The sequence below is a fragment of the Cohnella sp. LGH genome (assembly GCF_017671885.1).
Classification (GTDB): Bacteria; Bacillota; Bacilli; order Paenibacillales; family Paenibacillaceae; genus Cohnella; species Cohnella phaseoli.
On record NZ_CP072117.1, the window covers coordinates 5,168,548 to 5,194,224 of the forward strand.

Annotated in this window: 19 protein-coding genes; 6 read left to right on the plus strand and 13 right to left on the minus strand. The window is 57.3% G+C overall.

The features are described from left to right. Positions 1–157 precede the first annotated feature (157 nt). The 11 genes from hrpB to J4772_RS22355 form a co-directional block, all read right to left on the minus strand. A complete protein-coding gene (gene hrpB / locus J4772_RS22305; RefSeq protein WP_247740816.1) occupies positions 158–2,803 on the minus strand; it encodes an ATP-dependent helicase HrpB in 2,646 nt (881 codons plus the stop codon). 216 nt (positions 2,804–3,019) lie between these two features. Further along, positions 3,020–4,033: a galactose/methyl galactoside ABC transporter permease MglC gene (mglC, locus tag J4772_RS22310; RefSeq protein ID WP_209071441.1), complete on the minus strand. Its 1,014-nt coding sequence runs from the start codon at positions 4,031–4,033 to the stop codon at positions 3,020–3,022. Between the two features lie 14 nt (positions 4,034–4,047). Further along, positions 4,048–5,538, minus strand: a complete 1,491-nt coding sequence (locus tag J4772_RS22315) for a sugar ABC transporter ATP-binding protein (RefSeq protein ID WP_209077354.1) — start codon at positions 5,536–5,538, stop codon at positions 4,048–4,050. Between the two features lie 427 nt (positions 5,539–5,965). Continuing rightward, the gene (locus tag J4772_RS22320) at positions 5,966–7,012 is read right to left on the minus strand and encodes a galactose ABC transporter substrate-binding protein (protein WP_116061467.1); all 1,047 of its coding nucleotides are present in this window, start codon (positions 7,010–7,012) and stop codon (positions 5,966–5,968) included. Positions 7,013–7,129: 117 nt separating this feature from the next. Continuing rightward, positions 7,130–8,170, minus strand: coding sequence for a substrate-binding domain-containing protein (locus tag J4772_RS22325; protein ID WP_209071442.1), 1,041 nt, complete (start codon positions 8,168–8,170; stop codon positions 7,130–7,132). Continuing rightward, entirely contained in the window at positions 8,170–9,930 is a 1,761-nt protein-coding gene (locus J4772_RS22330; protein WP_209071443.1) for a sensor histidine kinase, read from the minus strand. Before J4772_RS22330 ends, J4772_RS22325 begins: the two co-directional genes overlap by 1 nt. After that, positions 9,927–11,609, minus strand: coding sequence for a response regulator (locus tag J4772_RS22335; RefSeq protein WP_209071444.1), 1,683 nt, complete (start codon positions 11,607–11,609; stop codon positions 9,927–9,929). The genes J4772_RS22330 and J4772_RS22335 overlap by 4 nt, the downstream gene beginning before the upstream one ends. 7 nt (positions 11,610–11,616) lie before the next feature. Next, entirely contained in the window at positions 11,617–12,513 is an 897-nt protein-coding gene (locus J4772_RS22340) for an ABC transporter ATP-binding protein (RefSeq protein WP_116061471.1), read from the minus strand. A gap of 3 nt (positions 12,514–12,516) precedes the next feature. Then, positions 12,517–15,393: an ABC transporter permease gene (locus J4772_RS22345; protein WP_209071445.1), complete on the minus strand. Its 2,877-nt coding sequence runs from the start codon at positions 15,391–15,393 to the stop codon at positions 12,517–12,519. A gap of 33 nt (positions 15,394–15,426) precedes the next feature. Further along, entirely contained in the window at positions 15,427–16,449 is a 1,023-nt protein-coding gene (locus J4772_RS22350) for an efflux RND transporter periplasmic adaptor subunit (RefSeq protein WP_209071446.1), read from the minus strand. Further along, complete coding sequence (locus J4772_RS22355; RefSeq protein WP_116061474.1) at positions 16,433–17,134, minus strand: ABC transporter ATP-binding protein; 702 nt, start codon at positions 17,132–17,134, stop codon at positions 16,433–16,435. Before J4772_RS22355 ends, J4772_RS22350 begins: the two co-directional genes overlap by 17 nt. Before the next feature lie 303 nt (positions 17,135–17,437). Between J4772_RS22355 and J4772_RS22360 the strand changes: the two genes are divergently transcribed. The 6 genes from J4772_RS22360 (at position 17,438) to J4772_RS22385 (ending at position 22,946) form a co-directional block, all read left to right on the plus strand. Further along, complete coding sequence (locus J4772_RS22360) at positions 17,438–18,307, plus strand: MurR/RpiR family transcriptional regulator (RefSeq protein WP_116061475.1); 870 nt, start codon at positions 17,438–17,440, stop codon at positions 18,305–18,307. After that, complete coding sequence (gene nagB / locus J4772_RS22365) at positions 18,304–19,032, plus strand: glucosamine-6-phosphate deaminase (RefSeq protein ID WP_209071447.1); 729 nt, start codon at positions 18,304–18,306, stop codon at positions 19,030–19,032. Before J4772_RS22360 ends, nagB begins: the two co-directional genes overlap by 4 nt. Next, positions 19,029–20,207, plus strand: a complete 1,179-nt coding sequence (gene nagA / locus J4772_RS22370; RefSeq protein ID WP_116061477.1) for an N-acetylglucosamine-6-phosphate deacetylase — start codon at positions 19,029–19,031, stop codon at positions 20,205–20,207. The genes nagB and nagA overlap by 4 nt, the downstream gene beginning before the upstream one ends. A gap of 368 nt (positions 20,208–20,575) precedes the next feature. After that, complete coding sequence (locus J4772_RS22375; RefSeq protein WP_209071448.1) at positions 20,576–21,580, plus strand: peptidoglycan DD-metalloendopeptidase family protein; 1,005 nt, start codon at positions 20,576–20,578, stop codon at positions 21,578–21,580. 2 nt (positions 21,581–21,582) lie between these two features. After that, positions 21,583–22,017: a bactofilin family protein gene (locus J4772_RS22380; RefSeq protein WP_209071449.1), complete on the plus strand. Its 435-nt coding sequence runs from the start codon at positions 21,583–21,585 to the stop codon at positions 22,015–22,017. Between the two features lie 77 nt (positions 22,018–22,094). Beyond that, complete coding sequence (locus tag J4772_RS22385; protein WP_147310199.1) at positions 22,095–22,946, plus strand: hypothetical protein; 852 nt, start codon at positions 22,095–22,097, stop codon at positions 22,944–22,946. Between the two features lie 85 nt (positions 22,947–23,031). Here J4772_RS22385 and J4772_RS22390 read toward each other — a convergent pair whose 3' ends face one another. Together J4772_RS22390 and J4772_RS22395 are read right to left on the minus strand one after the other, a co-directional pair. Further along, positions 23,032–23,412 carry a DUF1294 domain-containing protein gene (locus J4772_RS22390; RefSeq protein ID WP_371822696.1) on the minus strand — a complete coding sequence of 127 codons (381 nt, stop codon included), beginning with the start codon at positions 23,410–23,412 and terminating at the stop codon, positions 23,032–23,034. An 18-nt stretch (positions 23,413–23,430) separates the two neighbouring features. After that, complete coding sequence (locus tag J4772_RS22395) at positions 23,431–25,515, minus strand: Ig-like domain-containing protein (RefSeq protein ID WP_209071450.1); 2,085 nt, start codon at positions 25,513–25,515, stop codon at positions 23,431–23,433. Positions 25,516–25,677 lie beyond the last annotated feature (162 nt).

Consider the following 25,677-nt stretch of genomic DNA (forward strand, 5'->3'; position numbering starts at 1 on the left):
TTCCTGTTCTAACCCGACTCAGCACGCTTGCAGATTTCCGGCATTTAGACACCTGTTGTTTATAGCGGAAAATCTGCCTTCATTTCCACAATCGTGCATCACACCGCGCTTTTCCTGACAAATTACCGAGACGATAAGTTACTCAAGACAGGTTAAGTTACCGAGACGGCCGAACGCGCCGGGTCGCCTCCGCTTCAAGGGGGTTGTCCGGCCAATAGTGCTTCGGGTAACGGCCTCTCAAGTCCTTGCGCACCTCGAAATAGCCGTCGCGCCAGAAGCTGGCCAGATCGCGCGTCACCTGAACCGGACGCTGTGCCGGCGAGAGCAGATGGAGCGTCAGCGGCACACGGCCGCCCGCGATGCGGGGCGTCTCCGGCAGGCCGAACAGCTCCTGCAGTCGCACCGCGACGAAAGGTGCGTCCGGGTCGCCATAGTCGATCGGGATGCGCGAGCCGCTCGGCACGGTCCAATGGGTAGGAGCGTCTTCATCCAGCCTCCTACGCCGATCCCACGGCAGCAGCGACTCCAGCAGCTCCTTCATGTTCAGCTTATGCAGGTCGGAGCGACTCTTCATCCCTTCGGCATAATCCGGGAGCCAGTCGTCCAGCGTCGCCAGCAGCGCTTCGTCGGACAAATCCGGCCATGTCCCGTCGTGGCGGCGAGCGAACTCCGCCCGCTGCTGGAATTGGCGAGCCGTCTTCGTCCACGGCAGCAGCTCCAGCCCTTCCGCGTGCACACCCGCCAGCAGCGCTTTCAGCCGAAGCTCCTCCGGCAGCTTGCCTAGCGGCTTCTCCTCCAGCACGATCGCGCCCAGCTTCCTCCGCTCGCGGCCGCGCACCGACTTGGCTTCGCCGTCCCAGTACACCTCCGCCTCCACGGCAATCATCTCTGGCGCATGCTGAGCCAGCCGCTCCAACGACACGGATGCGGCCAGACGAATCCGGCTGTCCGCCCCGGCGTCGTCGACGTCGGCGACAACGATCCACGGCTCGCGGGCCAGCGCCTGGCCCGGCCCAAACGTCGCGCCCCGGCCGCCGCTGAGCAAATATTTGCCGCTGTCCCGCTGCCGTCCGATCCGGTCCGGATAAGCGAACGCCAGCAGCAGGCCGCAATCGTCGCTCCGAATGCCGTCGTCTGACGCATAGGGATAACGACCACCAAGCGCATCGCCACGCTCTGTCCGCACATCGACCTGCTCCGACCGCTCACCGACACGCTCTGCCTGCATTTCGCCCTGCTCCGAACGCGCATCGCCACGCTCAGCCCGCGTTCCCTCCGAAGCGTCGACGCCCAGTTCACTCCGCAGCCGCCGCGCTTCCTCGCTGAGCCTTCTGCGGGCGCCGTCGTCTGCCGCATAGGGACCGCGGCCGCGCAGCGCGTCGATTCGCGCCGTCAAATCCGCAGTCGGCGCCTGCCCGCCGGAATACCGCAAAATGTCCCGCTCCCCGAGCACAACCGCCATATCGCAAGCCAAGCCGCCAAGGCCAAGCTGTTTCGCGCGCAGCAGCATATGGGCGACACGCGGATGCTTGCCCAGTTCGGCCATCCGGCGACCGTGCCCAGTCGGTTGGCGGCCACCCTTATCCAATGCGCCAAGCTGCACAAGCAGCTCGCGCGCCTGCTGCACGGCGGGCGCAGGCGGCGCATCAAGCCAGGCGAGCTCGTTCGGCTCGCCGACGCCCCATACGGCCAGCTCCAGCAGCAGCGAAGCCAGATCGGCCTCCATAATTTCCGGCGCACTGCGCGGAGACAGCGCCGATTGCTGCTCCGCGCTCCAGAGCCGATAGCATACGCCCGGCCGCAGCCGACCCGCGCGCCCGCGGCGCTGATCCGCCGAAGCGGCAGACACTGTAACGGTTTCAAGCCTCGCCATGCCCGTTCGCGGCGAAAACCGGGAAACGCGCATCAGGCCGGTGTCGATGACAACCGTAACGCCTTCCACTGTCAAGCTAGTTTCCGCTACCGATGTCGCCAATACGATTTTCCGCTCCGCTGCCGGAAGCGGAGCCAGCGCCTTGTCCTGCTCCTCCGCAGATAAGCCTCCGTGCAGCGCGAAGACGCGTACATCGTAGGCATACCCTCGCAACTTCTCTCTCAGCTTCGCTTCCGCCGCCCGAATTTCTCCGATTCCCGGCAAAAACACAAGCACGTCTCCCTCATGAGCCCTCAGCGCCTCCAGCGCGAGCCCGGCTACCGCTTCCTCCAGTTCGCTTCCTGCAAACCGCGGCCGATATACCGTCTCCACCGGGAAGCTCCGTCCCTCGCTGCGCACGATCGGCGCTCCTCCGAGCAGGTCGGCCACCGGCTCCGCTTCCAGCGTCGCGCTCATGACGAGCAGCTTGAGATCGTCCCGCAGCAGCGCCTGAGCCTCCAAAGTAAGCGCGAGCCCCAAATCCGCCTGCAGGCTCCGTTCATGGAACTCGTCAAAGATAACAAGACCGACCCCTTCCAGAGCGGGATCGGCCTGCAGCATACGAGTTAACACGCCTTCCGTCACAACCTCGATGCGAGTGCGGGCGCCGACTTTCGTATCCATCTTCACGCGGTAGCCGACCGTCTCTCCCACCTGCTCTCCCAGCTCGCGGGCCATGAACGCCGCCGAGCTGCGCGCAGCCAGTCTGCGCGGCTCGAGCATGACGATTTTGCGGCCTTCCAGCCAGCTTTCCTCCAGCAGGGCAAGCGGCACGCGGGTTGTCTTGCCCGCCCCGGGAGCGGCGATCAGAACCGCGTTGCCGCCGATGGACAGCGCCTGTTTCACATCCGGCAGAACCGAGTCTATAGGTAAAGGCGAATTGAATATCACGCCGGTAATTCCCTTCCGCTCAATCGCGAGCCTGAATTTCATTTGGGGGATAGCACTAACGTTCCGCCCCTCCTGCGAACAGCTTACCATTTTCCCCGGCGCTAGGAAACTTGCTTTCGAACTTTTACCCTCGCCCTCCTCGCTTGCTTCAAACTTTTACCCTCAGCCACCTCGCGTGCTTCAAACTTTTACTCTCGGCCGCCTCGCTTCAAGCTCCTATTTCTTCGCCAAATATTTGCGGATATCGAAAGCGACCGCAGCGACGATAATCAGCCCTTTAATAATGAGCTGCCAGTATGGATTCACGCCGATAAAGGTCAGCCCGTAATTGATGACGCCGAAAATCATTACGCCGACCATCACGCCGGGCACCGTCCCGACGCCGCCTGTCGTCGATACCCCGCCGACAACGCACGCCGCGATCGCATCCAGTTCGTACATGTTGCCGTAGTTGTTCGAGGCTCCGCCCGACTTGGCCGCTTCCAGCACGCCGGCCAATCCGTACAGCGCCCCGGCGATGCTATAGATCCACAGCAAGTTGCGGCTGACGTTAATGCCCGACACGTGCGCCGCTTGCACGTTGCCTCCGATGGCGTACATATTTTTGCCTAGCCGCGTTTTGTTGAAGATCACCCAACAGACGATGGCGACGACAATGGCGATAATGACGAGGTACGGCAAATTAAACGAGCCGAGCTCGATCGTGCCCGAGCCCCATTTCGTAAATTCCGGCCGCAAGCCGCCGATCGGCTGCGAGCTGTTCGGAGGCATATCGAAATAGAGCGAATTGATGCCGAGTACGGCGACCATCGTGCCCAACGTCGTAATAAACGGGGGAACGTGCAGCTTGGAGACAATCAGTCCGTTGATCAACCCGACGAGAAGACCGGCGGCAATGGCGAGCAGAACGGGGATGATTACAGGAAGCGTGTCGAGCTCCGGGAAAAATTTGCGCGGATAATCCGCCAGCTGCACCATCGAAGCCGAGACGACGGCGGACAAGCCGACGACGCGACCCGCGGACAGGTCCACCCCGCCCGTGATCAGCACGAAAGCGGCGCCGAGCGCGATAATCGCTTTAGTCGAGTTTTGATGCAAAATATTGGTCAGCGTGCTTAACGATAAAAAGGACGGATCGGACAGCGTAATGCCGATAATGAGCACGGCCAGCACAATGTAAATCGCGTAATCCGTCACAAATGCTTTCGTCCGTTGAATGGAAACGTTCATGAGGTATCCTCCGATCAAGCCGTATGTTGGGCGGCAAGCTTCATGATTTCTTCTTCCGTGGCGGTGTTGCCGTCCAGAATTCCGGTCAGTCGGCCCTCGCTCATCACCATAATGCGATCGGACATGCCGAGCAGCTCGGGCATTTCGGAAGAGATCATCACGATGCTTTTGCCTTGGGCGGCCAGCTCCGCGATGATGGTGTAAATTTCGAACTTCGCGCCGACGTCTATGCCGCGCGTCGGTTCGTCCAGCAGAAGAATGTCCGGCTCGGTCAGCAGCCATCTGGCGAGCAGCACCTTCTGTTGATTGCCTCCGGATAGATAGCGGATTTGCGTTTTTGCCGAAGGCGTTTTCACACGCAGCCGCTCGATGCTGTCGTCCGTATCCTTGCGCCTCCTGCTCTCCTCAAGCAGCAGATAAGACGTCTGATATCGTTTTTGATTGGCGATTACCGTATTTTCCAGCACGGATAATACAGGGAAAATTCCGGTTACCCGGCGTTCCTCGGTCAGCAAAGCCATCTTGTGACGGATCGCATCGACGGGCCTGCGGATGCGAATCGGCTTGCCGTGCAGCTTCATCGTGCCGGACGCCAGCGAGCGAATGCCGTACAGCGCCTCGATCAGCTCCGTTCGCTGCGCGCCGACCAGCCCGCCGACGCCCAGAATCTCGCCCCGGCGAAGCTCGAAGCTGACGTCGCGGAACGACTTAGGGAACGAGGAAGTAAAGCCGTCGACCTGCAGTACCACTTCCCCCGGAACGTTGCTGCGCTCCGGATAGCGCTGGGTTAAATCCCGGCCGACCATACGGGAAATAATCAGATCGGTCGTCAACTCCTTCGCGTCCCAGGTGCCGATTTTTTTGCCGTCGCGCATAATCGTCACTTCGTCGGAAATGCGCAAAATCTCTTCCATTTTGTGCGAAATATAAATAATGGCGACGCCGCGCTGCTTCAGCTCCGCGATAATGCGGAACAGATGCTCGACCTCGTTCCCCGTCAAGGAGGACGTCGGTTCGTCCATGACGATGATCTTGGCGTTGTGGGACACCGCTTTGGCGATTTCGAGCGATTGAATCTTCGACACCGACAGCTTGCCCGTAATCGTCTCGGGATCGATATCCATATCCAGCTCCTTGAACAGCTTCTCGGTATCGCGGCGCATCCGCTTGCCGTCCACGAAATAAAACGGCCAGAACCCTCGCAAAGGAAAGCGGCCCAGCCAAATATTTTCCATCACGCTCCGATACGGAACCGGGTGAAGCTCCTGATGAATCATCGAGATTCCGCTTTGCAGCGCCGCCTTCGAGTCCGGCAGATGCAGCTTCTCCCCGTTCATCCGAATCTCCCCGGCATCCGGCGCGTATATGCCGAACAGGCATTTCATCAGCGTCGATTTGCCGGCTCCATTCTCGCCCATCAGCGCGTGCACGGTGCCTGCGCGGATATGCAGCGTCACGTCGTCTAGCGCCTGAACGCCCGGAAAAGCCTTCGAAATTCCGTTCATCTCCAACAAATTAATCTTCTCTGCCACAGTCGCTATCAAAGCACGCACCTCCTGATTGCCGCCGGACCAAGCCAAAACACCTTGGAGTCCTCTAGACGCAGTATCGCGTTCGAAAGAGGATCTGATCGTCGTTCCTGAGATTAGGCCATTCTCCACTCGCCAGCTTTTAGCTGGAATTTCGTTCAAAACTCATCCCGCTTTGTTTAATTGAGCTCAATTTATACGATTCATCGTACAAATCTATTAACTCGACCTTTCTAGCGCCGTTTTTGTACGATAAACCGCATAAAGTTGAACGCATCAACTGACAGAATCGCGGTGTTTGCACGATCAGTGTCTGCACGATCGGTGTCTGCACGATTTATCTCTTATGCGAACAAGGGCGGGGATGCGGCGCAAGGCTTGCCCGCTCCCCGCCCTATTCCCCTTACTTGGCGTCGTCCATATTGTCCTTCGTGATTTTCTTGTAAGGCACCCATACGTACTTGCCGTCCGTAATGTCGTAGCCGGAGTTATCCTTGGAAGGGGTCTCGCCTTTGGCGAGCGCGACGGCCAGATTAAGCGTCGCGGCTCCCTGGTTCTTCGCGTCGTTAAGCACGGTGCCGAGCAGCGTTCCGTCGGACAGCGCCTGCAGCGCTGGAGCCGTGGCGTCTACGCCGACGACCGGAAGGAATTTGTCGTCCTTGAAATAGCCGGCCGCCTTTAACGCTTCGATCGCGCCCAGCGCCATATCGTCGTTGTTCGCAAGCACGGCCTCGATCTTGTCTCCGTGAGCGGACAGGAACGTCGCCATTTTGTCCTGCGCCTTGACGCGGTCCCACATCGCCGTATCCTCGGCCAGCTTCTCGACCTTGATGCCGGCGTCTTCGATCGCCTGGATCGAGAACTTCGTCCGCAGCTCCGCGTCCTGATGCCCAGGCTCGCCCTTCAGCATAATGTATTGCAGTACGCCGTCCTTGTTTTTGTCCATTTCCGGATGCGCCTTCCAATAGTCGACGAGCAGCTCGCCTTCCATCGTACCGGACTGCTCGGCCTTCGCGCCGACGTAGTATACTTTATCCCATTTCTTCATGTCGTCCGCCAGCGGCTCGCGGTTGAAGAAGACGACCGGGATGTTCGCTTTCTGCGCCTTCTCGATAATGACTCCCGCCGCCGTACGGTCTACGGGGTTGATCGCCATCGCGTTGTACTTCTTGGAAACAAACAGATCCACCTTATCGTTCTGAGTAGGCTGGGAGTTCTGGCTGTCAACGATGTCGACCTTGGCTTTGCCGGAAGCGGCGCTCTCGATCGCGTTGCGAACGCCGGTCATGAACGTATCGTCGAATTTGTAGATGGCGACCCCGATCGTGCTTTCACCGCCACTGCTCTTGCCTCCCGAAGACGAGCCGTCGCCGTTGTTCGAGCTGCAGCCTGCGGTCACCGCCGTCAGCATCGCTCCCGCAACGAGAACAGTAAGTGCTTTTTTCTTCATCCTGCTATTGACCTCCTCGAATCTGTTTGTTTGCTTACAGCTCGATTATGTCCGATCCCAACGGAAATTCGAATTCAAAATCCTCCTCATTTCTATCGAAATCCTCATGTCTCTTCGCTATTGCACGAACGGAAACAGCATCTTCTGATTGTCCGACCAAAACATATTTTCTGCGTCGATCACTTTCGTTCCGGTGTCGATTCTAGCGGCAACCTTCTGCCGATCGATCGCCTCGACGACGGTTTTGACGCCCAAGTAGCCCATGCTGAACGGGTTTTGAATAACGGTCGCCTGAATGACCCCCTCCTGCAGCCATTCCAGCTCCTCGGGCGTATTATCGAAGGCGACGAGCCTGACCAGGCCGTCCTTGCCCAATTTCTGCAGCTGCTCCGCCGCTCCGATGGAAGCCGCCGAATTGAGCGCGAGAATTCCGTCGATATGCCCGTACTTGCGCAGAATGTCGATCGTGGCTTGGCCGCAGCTTGCAGCCGACGAATCGCAATAGACCGTCTCCAGCACCTGCATGTCCGGCGAATCCGCCCATTCGTCCCGGATGCCCCGCTCCCGCCTCTCGGCATTGCGCGAGCCCTTCAAGAAGTTCAAAATAACGAACCGGCCTTTATCCTTGGTCAGCTCCTGCATCTTCTGCGCCGCCTTGCGGCCCGCTTCGTAGTTGTCGATGCCGATGAAGCTGGTCACCTTGGGCGAATCCACCTCGGATTCGATCGTGACGACGGGGACGCCCAGCTTATCCGCCTTGGCGACCGAGTCCGCCAATTGAACGTAATCGTTGGCGGCAAGGACAAGCCCTTCCGTCCCGTACACCAAATATTTGTTCACCAGCTCGACTTGCGTCTCCGTATCGATCTCATTCGTCGGACCGTCGAAAACAAGCTTGACGTTAAATTCCTTTGCCGCCGCTTCCGCGCCCATTTTCACCGTATTCCAAAACTCTCCGTCTTTGTTTTTGACGATCAGCGCGATGTTCCGCTGCTCCCCCGGAACGGTGCGAATATCCTCGCCCCAGCCGCATGCGGAGAGCAGCAGCGCAAAGATGCTCGCGGTCGCGACCGCAACCGCTATTCTCCTCATTATTCCTCCCCTTCCCCGATCCTGCTTGGCGATAACGACAACGGCAGCAGCCGCTTTTCCCCTCATTATTTCGGTCCCTCCTGCCGGCACGGCAGCCTGACGGTAACGGTCGTGCCCTCCTCGCGCTCGCTCTCTATATGCAAACCGTACTCTTCGCCGTAATTCAGCCGTATTCGTTCGTGTACGTTCCTCAATCCGATGCCCGTGCCCTCGTCGTTGCCAAGGCTTGTTTCGGTCAGCAACGTTTTCAGCTTAGCGGGAGGAATGCCGATTCCGTTGTCCTCGACCCGCAGCATCAGCTTTCCTTCCTCGATGCCTGCGCGGATACGGATCAAGCCTTGGTCCACGCTCGGTTCTATGCCGTGGTAAATCGCGTTTTCGACGAGCGGCTGCAAAACAAGCTTAAGCGTCCTGCACGGCAACGCCGCCTCCTCCGCATTGATCTCGAACTCGAATTTATTTTTGTAGCGCATTTTCTGGATAATCAAATAATGGCGAATATGCTCAAGCTCGTCGGAAACCGGGATAAAACGCTCCCCCCTGGACAGGCTGATCCGGAAAAACCTCGACAACGAGGTGATCATCGTGATGACGTCCTCGTTTTTGCCCGTGCCGGCCATTCGAACGACCGAATTCAGCGTATTGTACAGAAAGTGCGGATGAATTTGCGATTGCAGCACTTCAAGCTCGCTTTTGCGCTTCGCCTCCTGCTCGTAAATATTTTGATTCATCAGCTCGCGAATGCGGTTCACCATCAAATTGAAGCGTCGGGACAGCCGTCCGACCTCGTCGTCGCGGCGAATCGGAATATGGATGTCGAAGTTTCCCCGCTCCACCAGCTGCATCGATTTCTCCAGGCGCTTGATCGGCTGGGAGATTTTGGCCGACATATAGAGAGTAATCAACAGCACGAAAGCAAGAACGGCAAGCAGCAGCCAGAAGAGGAACGTATTGATCTCCTTCTGCGTCGTCACGATCTCGTCCATGTAGGACACGCCGACGATTTTCCAACCGACGTTGCTGACCGTCTGAATCGTGATAAGCCTGTCCACTCCGGTAGAGTCGTCGAAATAGCTTCCGTACGTATATTTGAGCGCCTGCTCCACGTTCTCGTACTTCAGCCCCGCATAAATGAGCTGCTGCTGCGGGTGGTAGATGATGTTGCCCGCCGAATCGTCGATGATGTAAGCGTATCCTTTCTGCCCGAGCTTCACGCTGCGGGACAGATCGTCGATCATCTTGAAGTTCACGTCGACGAGCAGCACTGCGTTCATCTCTTCCCCATTGGCCAGCGGCAGCTTGATTCCTTTGCTCATCGACACGACCCATTTATAACTGCTCTTAAAAAGATTCTGGACATGCGGGATGGAAAAGCTGAGATGATTCGGATTCTCGACGGCGGAACGAAACCAGCTCTGGGAAGTCAGATGCGTATTCCCGCGCATGTCCGCCGCGGGGAGTGACGTGATCCGTTGGCCCGATTCCGTGAACAAACCGATCGTCACCAGGTCTTCCCGCGTCCGGAAAATCGTGTTCATGCGCTCGGTCAGCGCCTTGTCCGGCAATTCGCCGGCCGCCTTGATCTCGTACTCGACGGAGGAGAATACGACCGTCATGCTGCGAATGTAATATTCCAGGTTGGACGCTACCTGATAGATGACCTGCTGGTTGCTCAGGAAGGCGTTGTTCTCTGCGGTGCGATTGAATTTGTTGTAGAGAACGATGCTGACAAGCACAACGACGAGCACGGTCATCGCCGTGAATGAAGCCATGATCAGAAATTGGATGCTCTTGAAGCGGAAAAGCCGCGGCGGGAAGGGCCTCATAACGGCTCCCCCCTTCCGCGGCTTCGGTAGTCCTTGGGGGACAGACCGACGTATTTCTTAAAGCTGAAGCTGAAATAATTCGGGTCCGCGTAGCCGACCGCTTCGGCAATTTCGAACGTCTTGAGCTCGCTAGTCAGCAGCATTTCCTTGGCCGTCTCCATGCGCAAATGCAGCAGGTAATTAACATAGGTCGATTTGGTCTCCCGTTTGAAGACGCTGCTGAAATAGCCTGGGCTAATGTGAAGCTGGGCGCACACTTTGGCAATGGACAGATCGTCGTCCGCGTAATGGGCTTTCGTGTATTGAATGGCCTGCTCGACGAGCGAGTGATAGGTGCTTTGGCGCTCGCTGGCAATGCGGCTCATCATGGCGGCGCAAGTGGCGATGACCCACGCTTTCGCTTCCCCCAGGCCGGCGAATTGGGTAATCTCCTTCACCCAATCGCCGGACGCGGCGCGTTCGCCGGCTGGTCCGAGCGCAGATTCCTGGAACGTCCGCCGCATCGGCTCCTGCGACACCTTCAGCATCGCCGTGACGATCTGCAGCAGAAAAATTTGCGCGTCGCGGAAGGAGCAGGACGATTCGGCCGCGATCAGCGGCGCGAACAGACCGTCGACGATCGCTTCCATCTCCTCCGCGGTACCGACCTTTAAGCAGCGCAGGAAAGCCTGCTCCTGCAGCTCGTCGAAGCGAATGGGAGCGACGGTGCGGCTCTCGACGTCCTCGATGGCGATAATGCGGTTGTTGCCCAGCAAAATACGATAATCCAACGCGGCCTGAGCGTCCGCATAGGCGTATTTGACATCGGTCAGACTGGACGTCACTGCACCGGTTCCGATCGTGACCGTTCTTCTAATATACTTTTCTACATTGTGGCGAATTTCTTCGAGCAAGACGGCTGTGCCGGCGCGTACGGCTTCGGGATCGGACTGCTGGCTGATCTCGATCAGCACGACGCCGTTGCTGTGCTGGAACACGTAGCCTCTCCCGCCGCGAGCGGAGACGATTTCCTCGGCAATATTGCGTACGGCAAAGCTCTGAAGCTCGAAGTCGAACCGAAGCCGACTCGGGCTGCGTTCGGCGCCGCCGGATTCGCCCTCCGGAGTCGGACCGTCGAGCTGCATGACAGAGACGGCGTAGTGACGGCCTTCCAGCGACATTCCGTAATGCTCCGTTTTCTCGCGAATATCGTGCGGAGCAAGCTGACGGGTAATGAGCGATACGAGGAACAGTTCCGTCAGAACGGGAATGCTGCGACGGTAATGCTCCTGCAAAGAATCGAGATTGGCCTTCTCTGCCAGCTCCGCATCGAGATTTCCCTTTACTTTGCGCAGTGCCTGCAATAAATCCCCTGCGGAAAAAGGCTTTAGCACGAATTCCTCGATATTCAGGTGGATCGCTTTGCGTGCATATTCGAACTCGTCGTATCCGGTCAAAATAATGATCTTCGTCGACGGGTATGCGGAGCGGATACGTTCGGCAAGCTGAAGTCCGTCCATAAACGGCATCCGAATGTCGGTCACGACGACATCGGGCGCCGACTTCTCGACCAGTTCCAGCGCTTCGCGCCCGTTTTCGGCCACGTCGATCACCGCGTAGCCGTTCGTCTCCCAGTCGATTTCGCCGAGCACGCCCTCCCGCACATCCGCCTCGTCGTCTACCAATATCAATTTATACATCGTTCCGTTATTCCTCTCCGCCAGACGCCTCCGGAGAGGTCAGCACGATTTTTCCGTCGGCCAGCTCAAGCTTGACTTTATTCGAATCCTTAACCCCGATCGACTCCAGGTAAGCGGCCGGAACCTGCAGGCGGCCCGCTTTGTCGAGGATCGCGAACTCGACGTGCGAATCCTCCTCCGATTGGGCGATGCCCAGCTCCAGCTCGGCCAGCTCCTCGGCGTAGGATTTGCGTCGCAGCATTTCCGAGGAAATTTTGCCGTCGCGAATCGCGACGACGCGGTCGACCTTCTTCGCCAGCAGCGGGTCGTGCGTGACGATGACGACGGTAATGCCGATCGTTCTGTTCAGCTCCCGGAACAGATCGAGAATCTGGTCGGCCATCTTCGAATCGACCGAGCCGGTCGGCTCGTCGGCCAGCAGCAGCTTCGGGTGATTGGCCAGCGCGATGGCAATCGCCACGCGCTGCTGCTCTCCTCCGGACAGCTGATGCAGCTTGTTGTTTTTGCGATGGGTCAGACCGACCGCTTCGAGCAGCTCCAGCGCGCGAAGCCGCTTGCGCCTGCCTCTGAGCAAAATCGGCAGCTCCACGTTCTCAAGCGCCGTCAAATAAGGAATCAAATTACGCGCGTTATTCTGCCAGACGAAGCCGACGCTCTCCCGCTTGTAGCGGACCAGATCCCGCTCGCCCATCTTCAGCATGTTTTTGCCGTCGATCTCCAGCTTGCCGGCCGTCGGCCGATCCAATCCGCCGAGCATATTCATCAGCGTCGATTTGCCGCTGCCGCTGTTGCCGATAATCGCCATCAGCTCGCCGGCTTCGATCTGCAGGTCCAATCCCTGCAAAGCGAATACCTCGAGATCGGCCGCCTTGTAAATTTTGACCAAGCCCTCGCAAGTAATCATCGCCTAATCCTCCCCCAGCTTCAGCGCTTGATGAACACGAATGCGGGAGAGCATATAAGACAAAATGCCGAGTCCCAGAGCCAGCATAAAGGCTACGACGGAATACAAGCGCACGAAATCGATCGCTTCGAAAATAACCTTAAACGGAGGAACGAGGCTGCCCGGATTAAACGCGATCTGGAAGTTCGGCACGAACAGTCGGCTGGCCAAGTTGCCGATCAGAACGCCTATAAGCACGGCCGCGCCGGACGTAAGCAGCTGCTCCATCGCCAGCATGCCGATCAGCTTCCGCAGCGACACCCCGATCGCGCGCATGATACCGTTTTGCAGCGTCCGCCCTTTTAACGACAAAATCCAATACAGCAAAAATCCGACGAAGCTGACGGCGATCGATATCATAAAGCCGAGCGTCAATATTCCGTTCAGCGCCAGCAGGAACGGATCGCTCTTCACCTTCGCCAATTCCTCCCTCGCATTCACGATCGACGTAAGCGGAATCTTCTGTTCCTGGAAGCTTTCATACAGCTCCTGCGACCCCGCTCCCGGCTTCAGCTTCAGCCAGACCTGGTAGGGCTCGAGCGCAAGCTGGAACTGAATGCGGTTCAAATTGCCGACGACGAGCATCGGAGGCGCGTTCAGCTTCCCGCCCGCGGAGGTCGCGGTGCCCAGCGGCGGGTTGGGGTTAAAGGTCGGAAAATAATCGATAATGGCGAACACGACAAACGGCTGATAATCGACATTCTCCCAGCCGATGCTGATTGTGTCGCCTACCTTGACCGACCGCTGTTCGGCCAGCGTCTTGGAGATCAGCACGCCCCGCGGGTCTGCCGCGATCAAATTTAAATAGTCGTAAAGCGGGTAATTCAGCAAGTGGTCGGGAAACCAAGCCGTTCGTCCGAAATCGTCCGTGTCGATGCCGAGCAGCGTTATCGTTCCCAGCTTGCTGTCCGCCGAGAAGGAGGCGTCCTTCTTTACAAACACTTTGGCCGCATCCTCTACGCCGGTCAAATTCCGAAACGGCTCGAAGCTCGGCTCCAGATAATGAACGGGCGCACTCGCCTTCGCGGCCTCTGCCGGATCCGGCGGCCCGAACCCCGGCGGAGCCGGCGGCGGCTTGTCGTTTGGCCATTGGGACTGCAGGACGACGTCCGCGCCGATCGCGTAGCGGGTGCGCTCCTCCATATTGATGTTGATCGTTCGCGCGGCTCCCGCGCTGAACACCCCGATCGCGATCGTCATGATCAGGAAAATCATCAAAAACTGATATTGTCCGCTCGACCGACCGACTTGAATCAACGAAGCGTACAGGGACGGCGACCACCATTTGCGTCCGGCCCAGTAGATCAGCTTCAGCATGAGCGGATACAATCTTAGAATAAGCAGCCCCGCGCCGACGACGAACAGGGCGGGCATGACGAATTGCAGCGGATCGAGTCTCAGATCGTCCTCCCCTAGTCCGAGGCTTTGCAGAGCTTTAAGTCTGTTGCGAAAAGAATACAGTCCGTAAAACGCGGTCGCAAGCGCCAGTACGTCCAGAAACGTCTTGTGCCAGAACGGCGTCTTCTGCATTCTCGCCAGCTGCTGCTTATGGCCGACGATCGACACTCGGGTCGCAAGCAGCACCGGTACGAGCATCATCAGGAACGAAGCGCCGGCCGCTATTCCTCCGTACAGATAGGCCTGCTCGTTGATGCGAACCGTCATGCTGCTGCGCTGCACGAACTCCAGAAATCCGTTGGACGCGCCCAGCACCTTCGTCAGCCACATGCCGAGGAACGGGCCGATCAGCCATGCCGCCGCGCAGAGCAGCAGAACCTCGACCGCGAACGAAGCGACGACCTGCCATCTTGCCGCGCCGCGGCTGCGCAAAACGGCGATCTCGTTCTTCTGGCGGTCGATGATGAGATTGGACACCATGAACATATAGAACCCGAGCATAATCAACACGGGAACGTTCAAGGACCACATCAGCTTGCCGAGCTGCTTGGACCGCTCGAAATATTTCTCGATGACGGGGATGCTCGGAGCGGTAAATTCGGCCTGAAAAACGGGAACCTTCTTCTTCGCCTCGTCCCGGATCGCCTTGTCGGTAACCAGAAAATCGTTGACGTTGCGCAATCCCATCTTCGTGTAATCCAGCAGAACGTACCATCCCGACGCAGCGACCGGAATCGTCCCGCCCCGAATGAACTCGTTCTCGAACAGCCCGTCGTCGACGACGAACGAGGCGCCCAGATCGCTCAGGCTCGCATTGCGAAAATACGGATCGTCGTCCTCCTTTTTCGTTAACATGCCGACCGGTTTGATTTTGACCGTTCCCTGGATGCTGTTGTCCTTGAGCGTCAACACCTGATCCAGGACGATCCCGAACCGGATCAGCGCCTGCTCCGTCAGCATCACTTCGTAGACGCCGTTCACGGGCTTATCGGCGGGAAGCCGGCCGTCCAGCAGCTTAATATGCGCGCCGAGATCGCTGTATGCGCGAATCGCGGCCGTAGGCGCATTTTTCTTGTCGGGATCGTACTCCGTGTAGACTCGAAACGACTTGGTACGCAGTTCCTGCACGATCTCCTTGACCGGAACGCCGAAGCTCGGGCCGGCTTCCTGCTTGATGTACCGATCCATCGCATCGATCGTCGACGTCCGTTTCCCCGCGTCTTCGTTGCCAAAGCTGATCAGCGACCAGTGCTGTCCCGGATACAGATTTCTTTCTTTCTGGAACGTCTCCAAATCTTTGACCAGCATGCGGCTCAATATCGCTTCCGAATAGATCGGCATCGTGCCGACGAGCGCTACGGTCATAAGGATGCCGAAAAACAAGCTTAAGACGAGCCATTTATTGTTGATCATTTTACGGATGATCATGATGAAGAGCGCCAAATCGTTACCTCCTTGCAACCGTTTGCAACCCGTTTATTGCAGCACGACGAGCTGGCCTTCCTTGAGCCCTTGAACAATCTCGACCTCCGTCGAGCCGACCAGGCCGGGCTCCACGTCGACCTCGCGAAGCTTTTGATCGTCCTCCAGCACCCGCACGAAATTGCGGCCAAGATAGGAGCGCAAGCCGCTGCGAGGTATTTTCACGACATCGTCCCTTTGTTCCGTAACGATCTTCACATCCGCGATCGAGCCGATTTTGGCCTCCTTCGGAATGCTCGGCAAATCAATGTACAGCGTTCGCGCGTATTTCTCGGTCAGCCGCTGATTGGTCGTCTCCGGCGCGGAGGAAGGCGTCTGCGTAACCGTACCGGTTATCTTCTCACCTTTGTAGGTGACTTCCACCGGCAATCCGACCTGTACGTCTTTGATGGAATCGCCGCTGTCCGCTCGCAAGGCCAAGCGCATGTTGCTAGGGTCGGCAATCGTAACCAGCGTCTGGTAAGGCTCGACGAAATCGCCTTCTACAAGGGTTTCGGCGAACACGACCTGACCGTCGATTTCGGAGATCAGCTGTTTGGAGTTAAACTGCTTATCGAGCCTGTCGTATTTCAATTGTTCGACCTCAACCTGAAGTCCGGCAATCTTGAATGCCTGCTCGTCGGAATCGCGCGCATTCCGGAAGGCGTATTTCGCCTTCTCCAACGCAAGCTGCTGCTCCTTCAGCTGGATGTCCAAGCCGTCCACGATCAGCTGTGCGAGCAGATCCCCTTTCTTGACCTTGTCGCCGGATTTGACGAAAATCTTGTCGATTCGCCCCCCTTGCCCCGAAAATTGCGCGGAGCTTGTCTCCTCCGATTCGAACACTCCGCTGCCGTTGATCGACTTGACGATCGATCCTTTGTCCGCGGCGACCGTCTTATAGTTTTCCTGCTTCGGCTTGACGAGAGGCGGCTTAAGCGCTTCTTCTTCCTTAGGCAGCAGCGAACAGCCGGCCAGCGCGCCGCCGATGGAGAAAGCGATTCCAAGAGTAACAACTTTTCTAAGAATGCGAGACAATTTGCCCATCCTCCAGTTCGTATACTTGGTCTACGATTTCCATAATCGCCGGGTCGTGCGTCGTTAGCGCGATCGTCATTCCGCTGCGCTCCACAAGATCTCTGAACACTTTGATAATATGCAGCCCCGTTCGACTGTCGAGCTCGGCCGTAGGTTCATCCGCCAAAATCAGCTTCGGCTTGTGCGCAATGGCGCGGGCAATGGCCGTTCTCTGCTGCTCGCCCCCGGACAGCTCGAAAGGACGATGGTGCATGCGCGGCTTTAATCCGACTCTTTCCAGAGCCTCGACCGCGGCTTGTTTTCGCTCCTGTGCCGGATAGCCGGACACCCTTAGCACGAATTCGACGTTCTCATATGCCGACATGAGAGGGATTAGAGCGAACGATTGAAAGATGAGCCCCATCTCCTTGCGCCTGACCTCGTCCCTCTGCTTGCCGGTCATCGAAGTCAACTCGCGTCCGTTAAACGTAATTTTCCCTTCGGTGGGTTGGTCAAGCGCGCTTAACAGATTGATCAGCGTCGTTTTGCCGGAACCCGATCTCCCTTTCAAGGCAACCAGCTTTCCTTGGAACAATTGAATATCCACGTCCTTCAGCACAGTGACCGCTCCGGAACCTCTGCCAAATACGCGCTTGATCCCTTCGGCGCGAATGATTTCCTTGCCGGCCGCCTCACCGCTCGCCATCGCTGCTCTCCCCCTCGGCGGAACGCCGCTGCTTTTCCATTATTTTCAATACTGATTTTACTATAAATAAGAGAATGTACGCGCGTCAATCCACTCTTACAAGTATAGTTTGAAATAATCAATAAAAGTGCGGAAGTATCAAATTCAATAAGATAAGCCACGATTTAGAGTAGATTGCACACAAGTCCGCCGCCGATTTCGCAATTGCAGGAAACCGTTATTTACAGTAGAATGTTTATGAAAATGATTTTCTTGAATTATTACGTTTTGAAGAAACTAATTTTCTAATCGGAGTTGTCCGCCATGAGCATACTGAATGCCATCGGGGAGAGATTGGACAGTCTGCATCAGAAAGAACGCGCGCTCGCCGAATATTTGCTCCGCCATCCGAAGGAAGCGGTGCAGATGACGATAACGGAGCTGGCCGCGCAGTCGGGAAGCAGTCCGTCGACGATCTCGCGCTTTTGCAAAACGTTCCATTCCCACAGCTTTCCCGACTTCAAGCAGCGGCTGGCTACCGAGCTCGTCCAGCAGACGGCGGCGACAAACCGTTATCAGGACATCGTAGCCGGCAATCCTCTGCATGAGGTCGTATCCGCGATTACGGCTAACCATCTGCGCTCGATTACGGATACGACGCAAGTGCTCGATCTGACGCAGCTGCGGCTGGCGATCGACGCGCTGCACCGCGCGTCGCGCGTCGACCTGTACGGCTCGGCGACTTCGGGCATCGTTGCGCAGGATTTCTTCCATAAGCTGATCCAGATCGGCAAAGCGGCGGCCGCATTCTCCGATCCGCATCTGCAATTGACGTCTGCCTCTTCGCTGACGTCGCACGACGTTGCGATCGGCATTTCGTATTCGGGAGAGACGCCCGAGACGATCCACTCGCTGCGCTGCGCCGCCGCTAACGGAGCGACGACGCTGTCCATTACCCGCTTCGGCGCGAACTCGCTGTCGGAGCAAGCAAGCATTAAGCTGTTCACCTCCTCCGCGGAGGTCGGCATGCGCCGCGGCGACATGGCTTCGCGAATGGCGACGCTGCATGTCATCGACGTCTTGTTTACCGGCCTGGTCAGCGAGCACTTCGAGGTGTACGTCCCCCGGCTGAAGCAATCTTATTTAACGGTTGACCATTACACTATGGGCAAAGAGGAGAGAAAATCGAAATGAATATCCTGATTTTCGACAGCGAAGAAAAGCTCAACCTGGCGGGAGCCAACATTATCGTCAGCCAGGTGCAAACCGTTCCGCGGGCGGTGCTCGGTCTGGCTACGGGAGGAACTCCGGTCGGCATCTACAAGGAAATCGTAAGCGACTTTCAAAAAGGCATGGTCAGCTTCCGTAACGCGACTTCGTTTAACCTCGACGAATACGTCAATCTGAAGAGCGATCACCCTGAAAGCTACTATACCTATATGAACACCCATTTGTTCGCGCACATCGACCTGCCTGAAGCGCAGCGCCACATTCCGAACGGCAACGCGTCCGATCTGGAAGCCGAATGCGCGCGCTACGACGAAGCGATCGAGCTGGCGGGACAGATCGACCTGCAGCTGCTCGGCCTTGGCCATAACGGCCACATCGGCTTCAACGAGCCTGCGCACGCTTTGATCAAAGGCACGCATATCGTCGAGCTGGCCGAGAAGACGCGCGAAGCGAACGCCCGCTTCTTCGACTCGATCGACGATGTGCCGAAGCAGGCGCTAACGATGGGCGTAGGCACGATCCTCAAGGCGAAGAAAATTTTGCTCGTCGTCAAGGGCGCGGACAAAGCCGACATTATCCAGAAGGCGCTGCAAGGTCCGATCACGACCGACGTGCCGGCTTCGCTGCTGCAGACGCATCCGAATCTGATCGTGCTGCTCGACTCCGCTGCAGCAGGTAAACTGGCATGAGCGGGGCGCTGAAGGAGCTGCTCGTCGTCAACGCCCGAGTGCTTGCCCCTGCCGGTACGATTGAGCAGGGCTACGTCCGGATCCAGGACGGCAAAATTACCGCAATCGGAGCCGTTGCGGAACTGGACGGCGGGTCCGCCGATCTTGAGCGGATTGACGCTCAAGGCGCATGGCTGATTCCCGGCTTCGTCGACGTTCACGTCCACGGCGGCGCGAATCACGATTTTATGGATGCCGATGCCGACGGTATTCGGGAAATTACGAAATTTCATGCTTCGAACGGAACGACGAGCATGCTCGCTACGACGCTGACGGCTCCCCGGGAGGAATTGACGGCGGTGGTCGAGGTGGCCGCCGATTTTATGTCCAAGCCGATGCCTTACGCCAAGCTGGTCGGCGTGCACCTGGAAGGTCCGTTCGTCAGCGTCAAATGGAAGGGCGCCCAGAACCCCGCCTACATTCTTCCTCCGCAGACCGAATGGCTGGAGGAGTGGGTCAGCCGCTTCCCCGGCGTCATCAAGCTGCAGACGCTTGCGCCGGAGCTCGAAGGCTCGCTCGAATATATCGAAAAGCTGGCGGCCAACAACATCGTTCCGAGCTGCGGTCATACCGACGCGACCTACGATCAGATTATCGCTGCGGCCGACCACGGCTTGCGCCACGCTACTCATACGTTTAACGCAATGACGCCGCTGCATCACCGCAATCCGGGCACCGTCGGCGCGGTGCTGTCGGACGACCGCATCGTCGCCGAAGTCATCGCCGACGGCCACCACGTTCACCCGGCGGGAATCAAAATCGTCACTCGCGCCAAGGGCGTGCATAACGTCATTCTCGTCACCGACGCGATGGCCGCCGCCGGCATGCCCGACGGAGATTACGATCTCGGCGGACTGCCCGTTCATATGAAATGCGGCGTCGCCCGGCTGAAGGAGAACGACAGCCTCGCCGGCAGCACGCTGACGATGATCAGCGCCGTGCGCTACCTCGTCAAGGAGGTCGGCGTTGAGCTGGCGGACGCCAGCCGCATGGCCAGCGCCAATCCGGCGCGTCAGCTTGGCCTGGACGACTCGATCGGCACGCTTGAAGTCGGTAAGCAGGCGGACTTCCTGCTGCTTGACGACGAGCTGAATTTGCAGTCGACATGGGTCGACGGCCGCAAGCTGTTTGCTTAGTATTGCGCAGCGGCTCTCCCTTGCCTCATGGAGGCGGGCGGGGAGCCGCTTTTTTTTGATAGGTTTGAACTTGAGCGCATTTGTACGATAAACCGTACAGATAGCGCTGTTTTGTTGGGCGATGCGTCCATTTTATGCAATTAATCGTACAAAATACGACGTTGGAGGGGTCGGGCTGGTGGATTTATAGGATAAATCGTACAAGTTCGTACGCGAGCGGATTCGTCGGTTGGCCGCTCTCGCCATGAGTTGTCACAATTCATCCTAATTTTACAAGAAAAAAAGGATTATCCGACAAATAGGTCGAATTACCTTCCTCATGATGACTATCGGGAAAACCGATTTTGAACAAATGCAGGAGGAAAGTCATGAATTGGCGGAATAAGAAATTTACCTTCATGGTGATTCCGGATGCGAACGGCTCGGTAAAACGATTTCAGCTATCGGCGCTGGCGATTGCGGGAGCAGGCGCGTTGATCGGGGTTCTGATCGTCTGCTGCATTGCCGCGTTCCTGCTCTACCGGGACAATATTGAGCGAGTCGGACAGCTCCAACAGGAGCTGGCGGCGGCGACCGGAGACTACGAGAAAATATTAGAAAACAAAAACTTGCATATCAACGAGCTTCAAACCGATCTGACCGATCTGGCCGAGCAGACGAAATCGATGGCTACGCGGCTGCAGGATATCAACGAGCTGGAATCCGAGTTGAAGGAAATGGTCGGTCTCGATCCCTCCGCCTCCTCCAAATCTCCGCAGGCATACGCAGCGGACGACGGAAGCGAACAAATCGCTATGGACGGCGGAACGGGAGGAGAGGAGCTGCCGATCAACAAAGCGGAGATGGACAGGCTTGTCGACCGGACGCGCGACAATCTTCAGTCGTTAGACGAGCAGTTGGAGGCGATGAAGCCGAAGCTGGAGCTGACCAAGGAATCGGTAGCGAAACAGCTGCAAGCGCTGGCCGTCACACCGACAATATGGCCGACCGACTCCCGCCGCGTTACGTCGACGTTCGGCATCCGCAAGGACCCGTTTACGCGCAGAGCGACCTATCATGCCGGCCTCGACATCGGCGGCACAACGGGTGATCCGATCTATGCGGCAGCGGACGGTACCGTCGTCGAAGCGAATCGCAGCAGCTCGCACGGCAACCACGTGCTGGTTCAGCATTCCAACGGCTTGCAGACGCATTACTCCCATATGAGCAAAATTATCGCCGCCGTCGGCGATAAGGTTCGCAAAGGCGATATTATCGGAGAGCTCGGCTCCACAGGACGCAGCACCGGTCCCCATCTTCATTACGAGGTGATCGTAAACGGAGAGCACGTCGATCCCGAGCCTTATCTGAAAGCGTCAAGGAGGAGCCCGTAACGATGTTCAAAGCGAAAAAAAGCAAAATCGACCCGAATACGACCGATACGCTGATCGGAGAAGGCACATCATTCGAAGGCAGCATTCGCTCGGAGGGCGGACTGCGCGTGGAAGGCCGGATCGTCGGCGACATCGAATGCGCGGGCGATGTGACGATCGGCGAAAGCGGAGTCGCCCGCTCCCGCATTCAAGCGCGCAACATTATTATTTCCGGACAAGTCGACGGCAATGTCGCGGCGACGGGCAAGCTGACGATCAAATCCACCGGCAAGCTGCACGGCAATTTGTCGACGCCGGAGCTGTCCGTCGAGTCCGGCGGTATTTTCCACGGCACAAGCGAGATGAACGCCGGCACGAAAGCCGAAGCGGCGGAAGGAAACGCTGCGGCGGGGCGCAAACCGGACGGAGAGGCGAAGACCGCCCAAAAAATCGGATAAGTTTGCGCTAGCTTCCGCACTTCGTGTATCATTCATAGATAGACAGACAGAACGGAAGGCGGACGGGAGTGACCGAATTGGACGAGCAATTAAAAAAAGCTTACGAATTGTTGGGACTGCCTGAGGACGCAACGCGCGAACAGGTAGAGAATCGGTATTTTATTTTGCTGAAACGGGCTCGGTCGGGCAAAACCCGTTCCGAATCGGGCGAAGAGAACGAAGAGTCCCTCGACCTGAGCGAAATCAACCAAGCCTACAACCGCATCATCGGCATCGAATCGGAGAAATCCGGCACAATGGAGAAGCAGTCGAAAGTCGGCCATTTTTTCTACTACTACAAGACTCATGTCATCATCGGCCTCCTCATCGTGCTCATTGGAGGCTATATGATCAAAGAAGGCGTCGACAAGAGACGGGAAGCCGCCAACACGCCTCCCGCCAACCTCGCGGTAAGCGTATTCGGCAACTTCTATTTCGCGGATATGGAGCTGCTGGAGCAAAATATGCTCAAGCTCGTGCCCGAGTGGCAGCGCATCAAGACAACTCTTGTCTATAATCCGCGTGAGATCCAGAGCCAGCAGGACATGGCGCTGCAGCAAAAAAGCGTGCTTATGCTGATTACGGAAAAAGACGATTTGTACGTCACCGACGAGCTAAGCTTCCAGAGTCTGGCCGTACAAGGACTATTCGTTAAGCTGGACGATTTCGTCGCGAAGACCGGTCTGAAAATTCCGGAGCAGCTGCTCCGAAAATCGAAAACCGAAGAAGATACGGCCGAAGCCGCTTACGGCATCGACCTTACCGGCAGCTCCGTGTTTAACGGCATCGAAATGGCCGGAGAGCGCCAGATTATCGGTATAAGAGCAACCGAAGACAAATGGGACGACACCCGCAAGCTGCTTGAGAAGCTGCTCGCGTCGATGCCATAAGAAGCGACAAATGAAAAGGCTAATCTCTCGATCGCATTTGACGACGGTCGGGAGATCAGCCTTTTTTCATTGTGTCAGACAATCGTTACTTCCAATACCAATAAGCGAGCGCAAGCTGGACGATCAAAATCGCCGGCATGCCGAACCTGAACGAAGCATGCTTCGTCTTATGCCTCCAGAAGCTCATGCCAACGATCGCACCTGCCGAGCCTCCTATAACCGCCGAGAGAAACAGCGTTCTCTCCGGTATTCTCCGCTCGCGCCTTCTCGCCTTCTGCTTGTCGCTGCCCATCAAATAAAAGGCAATCAGATTAACGACGATCAAATATCCGACAACCGCGTACATCCCCGAATCCTCCCATGCCGATTCTTCCTGCCGATCCGTCCGGCCCGCGCTCAAGCGCGGCGCCGTGGACAGCTTCTCGACCATTGTAACGCGACGGCTCGGATTTGGATATACGATCATGGGCTACGCGGTTCTGATTTACGTGTTAAATCGCACTACGTAGGCATTGTCTCCGTCTTTGGTCTTCCACCCGTTCCAGCCCGCCGCGTCCGTAATCGTATTCGAACGGAACGTCAATTCGTACTGGCGGTTAGACTTCAGCTCGTCGTCCAGCTTCAGCACCGCTTCCGTCACGATCTTGCCCGGATCGCCCTGCTCGATATAGTCGATATCGTTTCCGCGTCCGTCCTTCTCGCGAAGCTGGAACGCGGACGGTTTCACATTGCGAACCGGCTCGCTGAACAGCACCTTAACCGTGGAACGATCAAGCACAATCGCATGTGTGACAAACGGAACCGCATTGTCGACGACCGTGCCGGCAAATACCGCCGTGTCGGCCCCGCCCGTCGTATTCAGCGCGGCTATGCCGGCAGCGCGTACCGTGTAGACGTGCCCGGAACGGAACAGGTCGGGATTGGTCGAAGATTTCGTGCGATACTGAATCGTCACCGCCCTGTCGCTTCCCGGCTTGCGCTGAACGAATGCGCTCCAATCCGCCATGGACACCTCGTTCCCGTTGTCCGTCATGGCGACAAGCTTAACGCCGCCGACATCCGCATCGGACAGCGCCCGCGTAAACGTCAGCTCCACCGTATTTTTGTCGATGGCGACCGCGCTTTGCAAGGCGGCCTGCTCGACCGGATTGGCTACGGCTCCGAAGCGCCAGTTCGTCGACGTATCCATCACGTTGCCGGCCAGGTCGGTAATGCCGCCAACCGTCAGTGTATAGTAGGTGGCGTCGCGCTGCGGCCCGGTTCTCAGCGTGACGGTTTTGCCGTCGCTCTCAAGCGTCGCTTGGAGCACGGCCAGCCCTTTGTCGATCGAATAGTGATTTGTCAGCACTGCGTGCTGAGGGTCGATCTTCTCGCTGAACTTTACCGTGATCAGCGCCGTCGTCACATCGACCTTCACCTCGGTCACTTTCGGCTTCACATTGTCGTTGCTGCCTGTCAAATACAGATCGCTGCGCGTATCCATGACATTGCCGGCCGGGTCCTTAACATTCTGCACCGTCAACTGATAGTTGCGTCCGTCCGTCTGCTCCGAGGTTGTAAACGTAACTTTGCGTTTGTCGTCGGACAGCTTAACGCCCGTAATCCGCAGACCGCCGTTCAACCGATAATTGGCGGAGTTCGTCGCCGAACTGGTCTCTACCGGCTCGGAGAACGTCAACTCGTATGTCCGGTGGGCCACTTTGACCGGCTGCGACACAAGCTGCGGCTTCGTCGTGTCTTCCAGCGCGGACGTATAGCTCCATGTCGCGCCGTCGATCGTAACTGTGTGCACCACGCCTCCAAGCTGCCGATCTGTCCATAGCACGATCGACATCCTGTCTTGGGAGACCGTCGCCTGCAGCACGTTGCGCGTGTTCCCGTATACGTCCTTGACGAGAAAACGGCTTTTGTCGATCGATTTGTCGTTCGGATCCGCTCTCTGGAACAGTTGAATGCCGATGGATTGGTTCGTCAATTGCTCAACGGAACGTACATACAGCGGCTTGACGTTCGACTGCTCGTAAATCGCGTAGGCCGCCTCCACCAACAAACCGCGCGTCGCCTCCAACGTATAGTCGCTCAGCTGCGGAATAAGCTTGCGGTCAAGCGCCATGCTGACCGCTCCCCTTGCCCACGGGGATACTCTTCCAGCTACCGGAGTAGAACCGGAGCCGCTCAAGCCGTAGCTTCTTGTCAGAATGGCGGCAAGCTGCTCCACCGTCACATTGCTCGCCGGCGAGAACGTTCTTGTCTTCGTGCCGTTAATTAGCCCCGCTCTGGCGACCGCCTCGATCTCATGGAATGACCAGCGAGTTGTCCGCACATCGTCATAGCTCGGCGCCGAGCTTCCGGACGGCAGCTTTAACAGTCGATACAGCACTGCGGCAAGCTGCTCCCGAGACATCGGATCGTACAGACGCGAGCTACCGTCGGAGAAACCTGTAAATATGCTTTTCTGCCTAAGCTCCTCGAACTTCTGATCCGTCGTTAAGCCCGAGGCTCCCCATGCGGTCCAAGGAACGCTTAACATCAGCAGCAACGCGAGCATTCCCGCTACGATTTTTCTCATCCCGCTACTCCTCCTATTCGCTGCCCGATCGCCTCATTAGACTGAACGGGATATTGCGGTATAGGGTTTGACGCAGAAAAGATACGTTTTGTTTCTTTTATGAGAAAATTCTTAGGATAAAGGATACAATTGGTAACAGGCTTGTCTACGAATTTTTAAGTC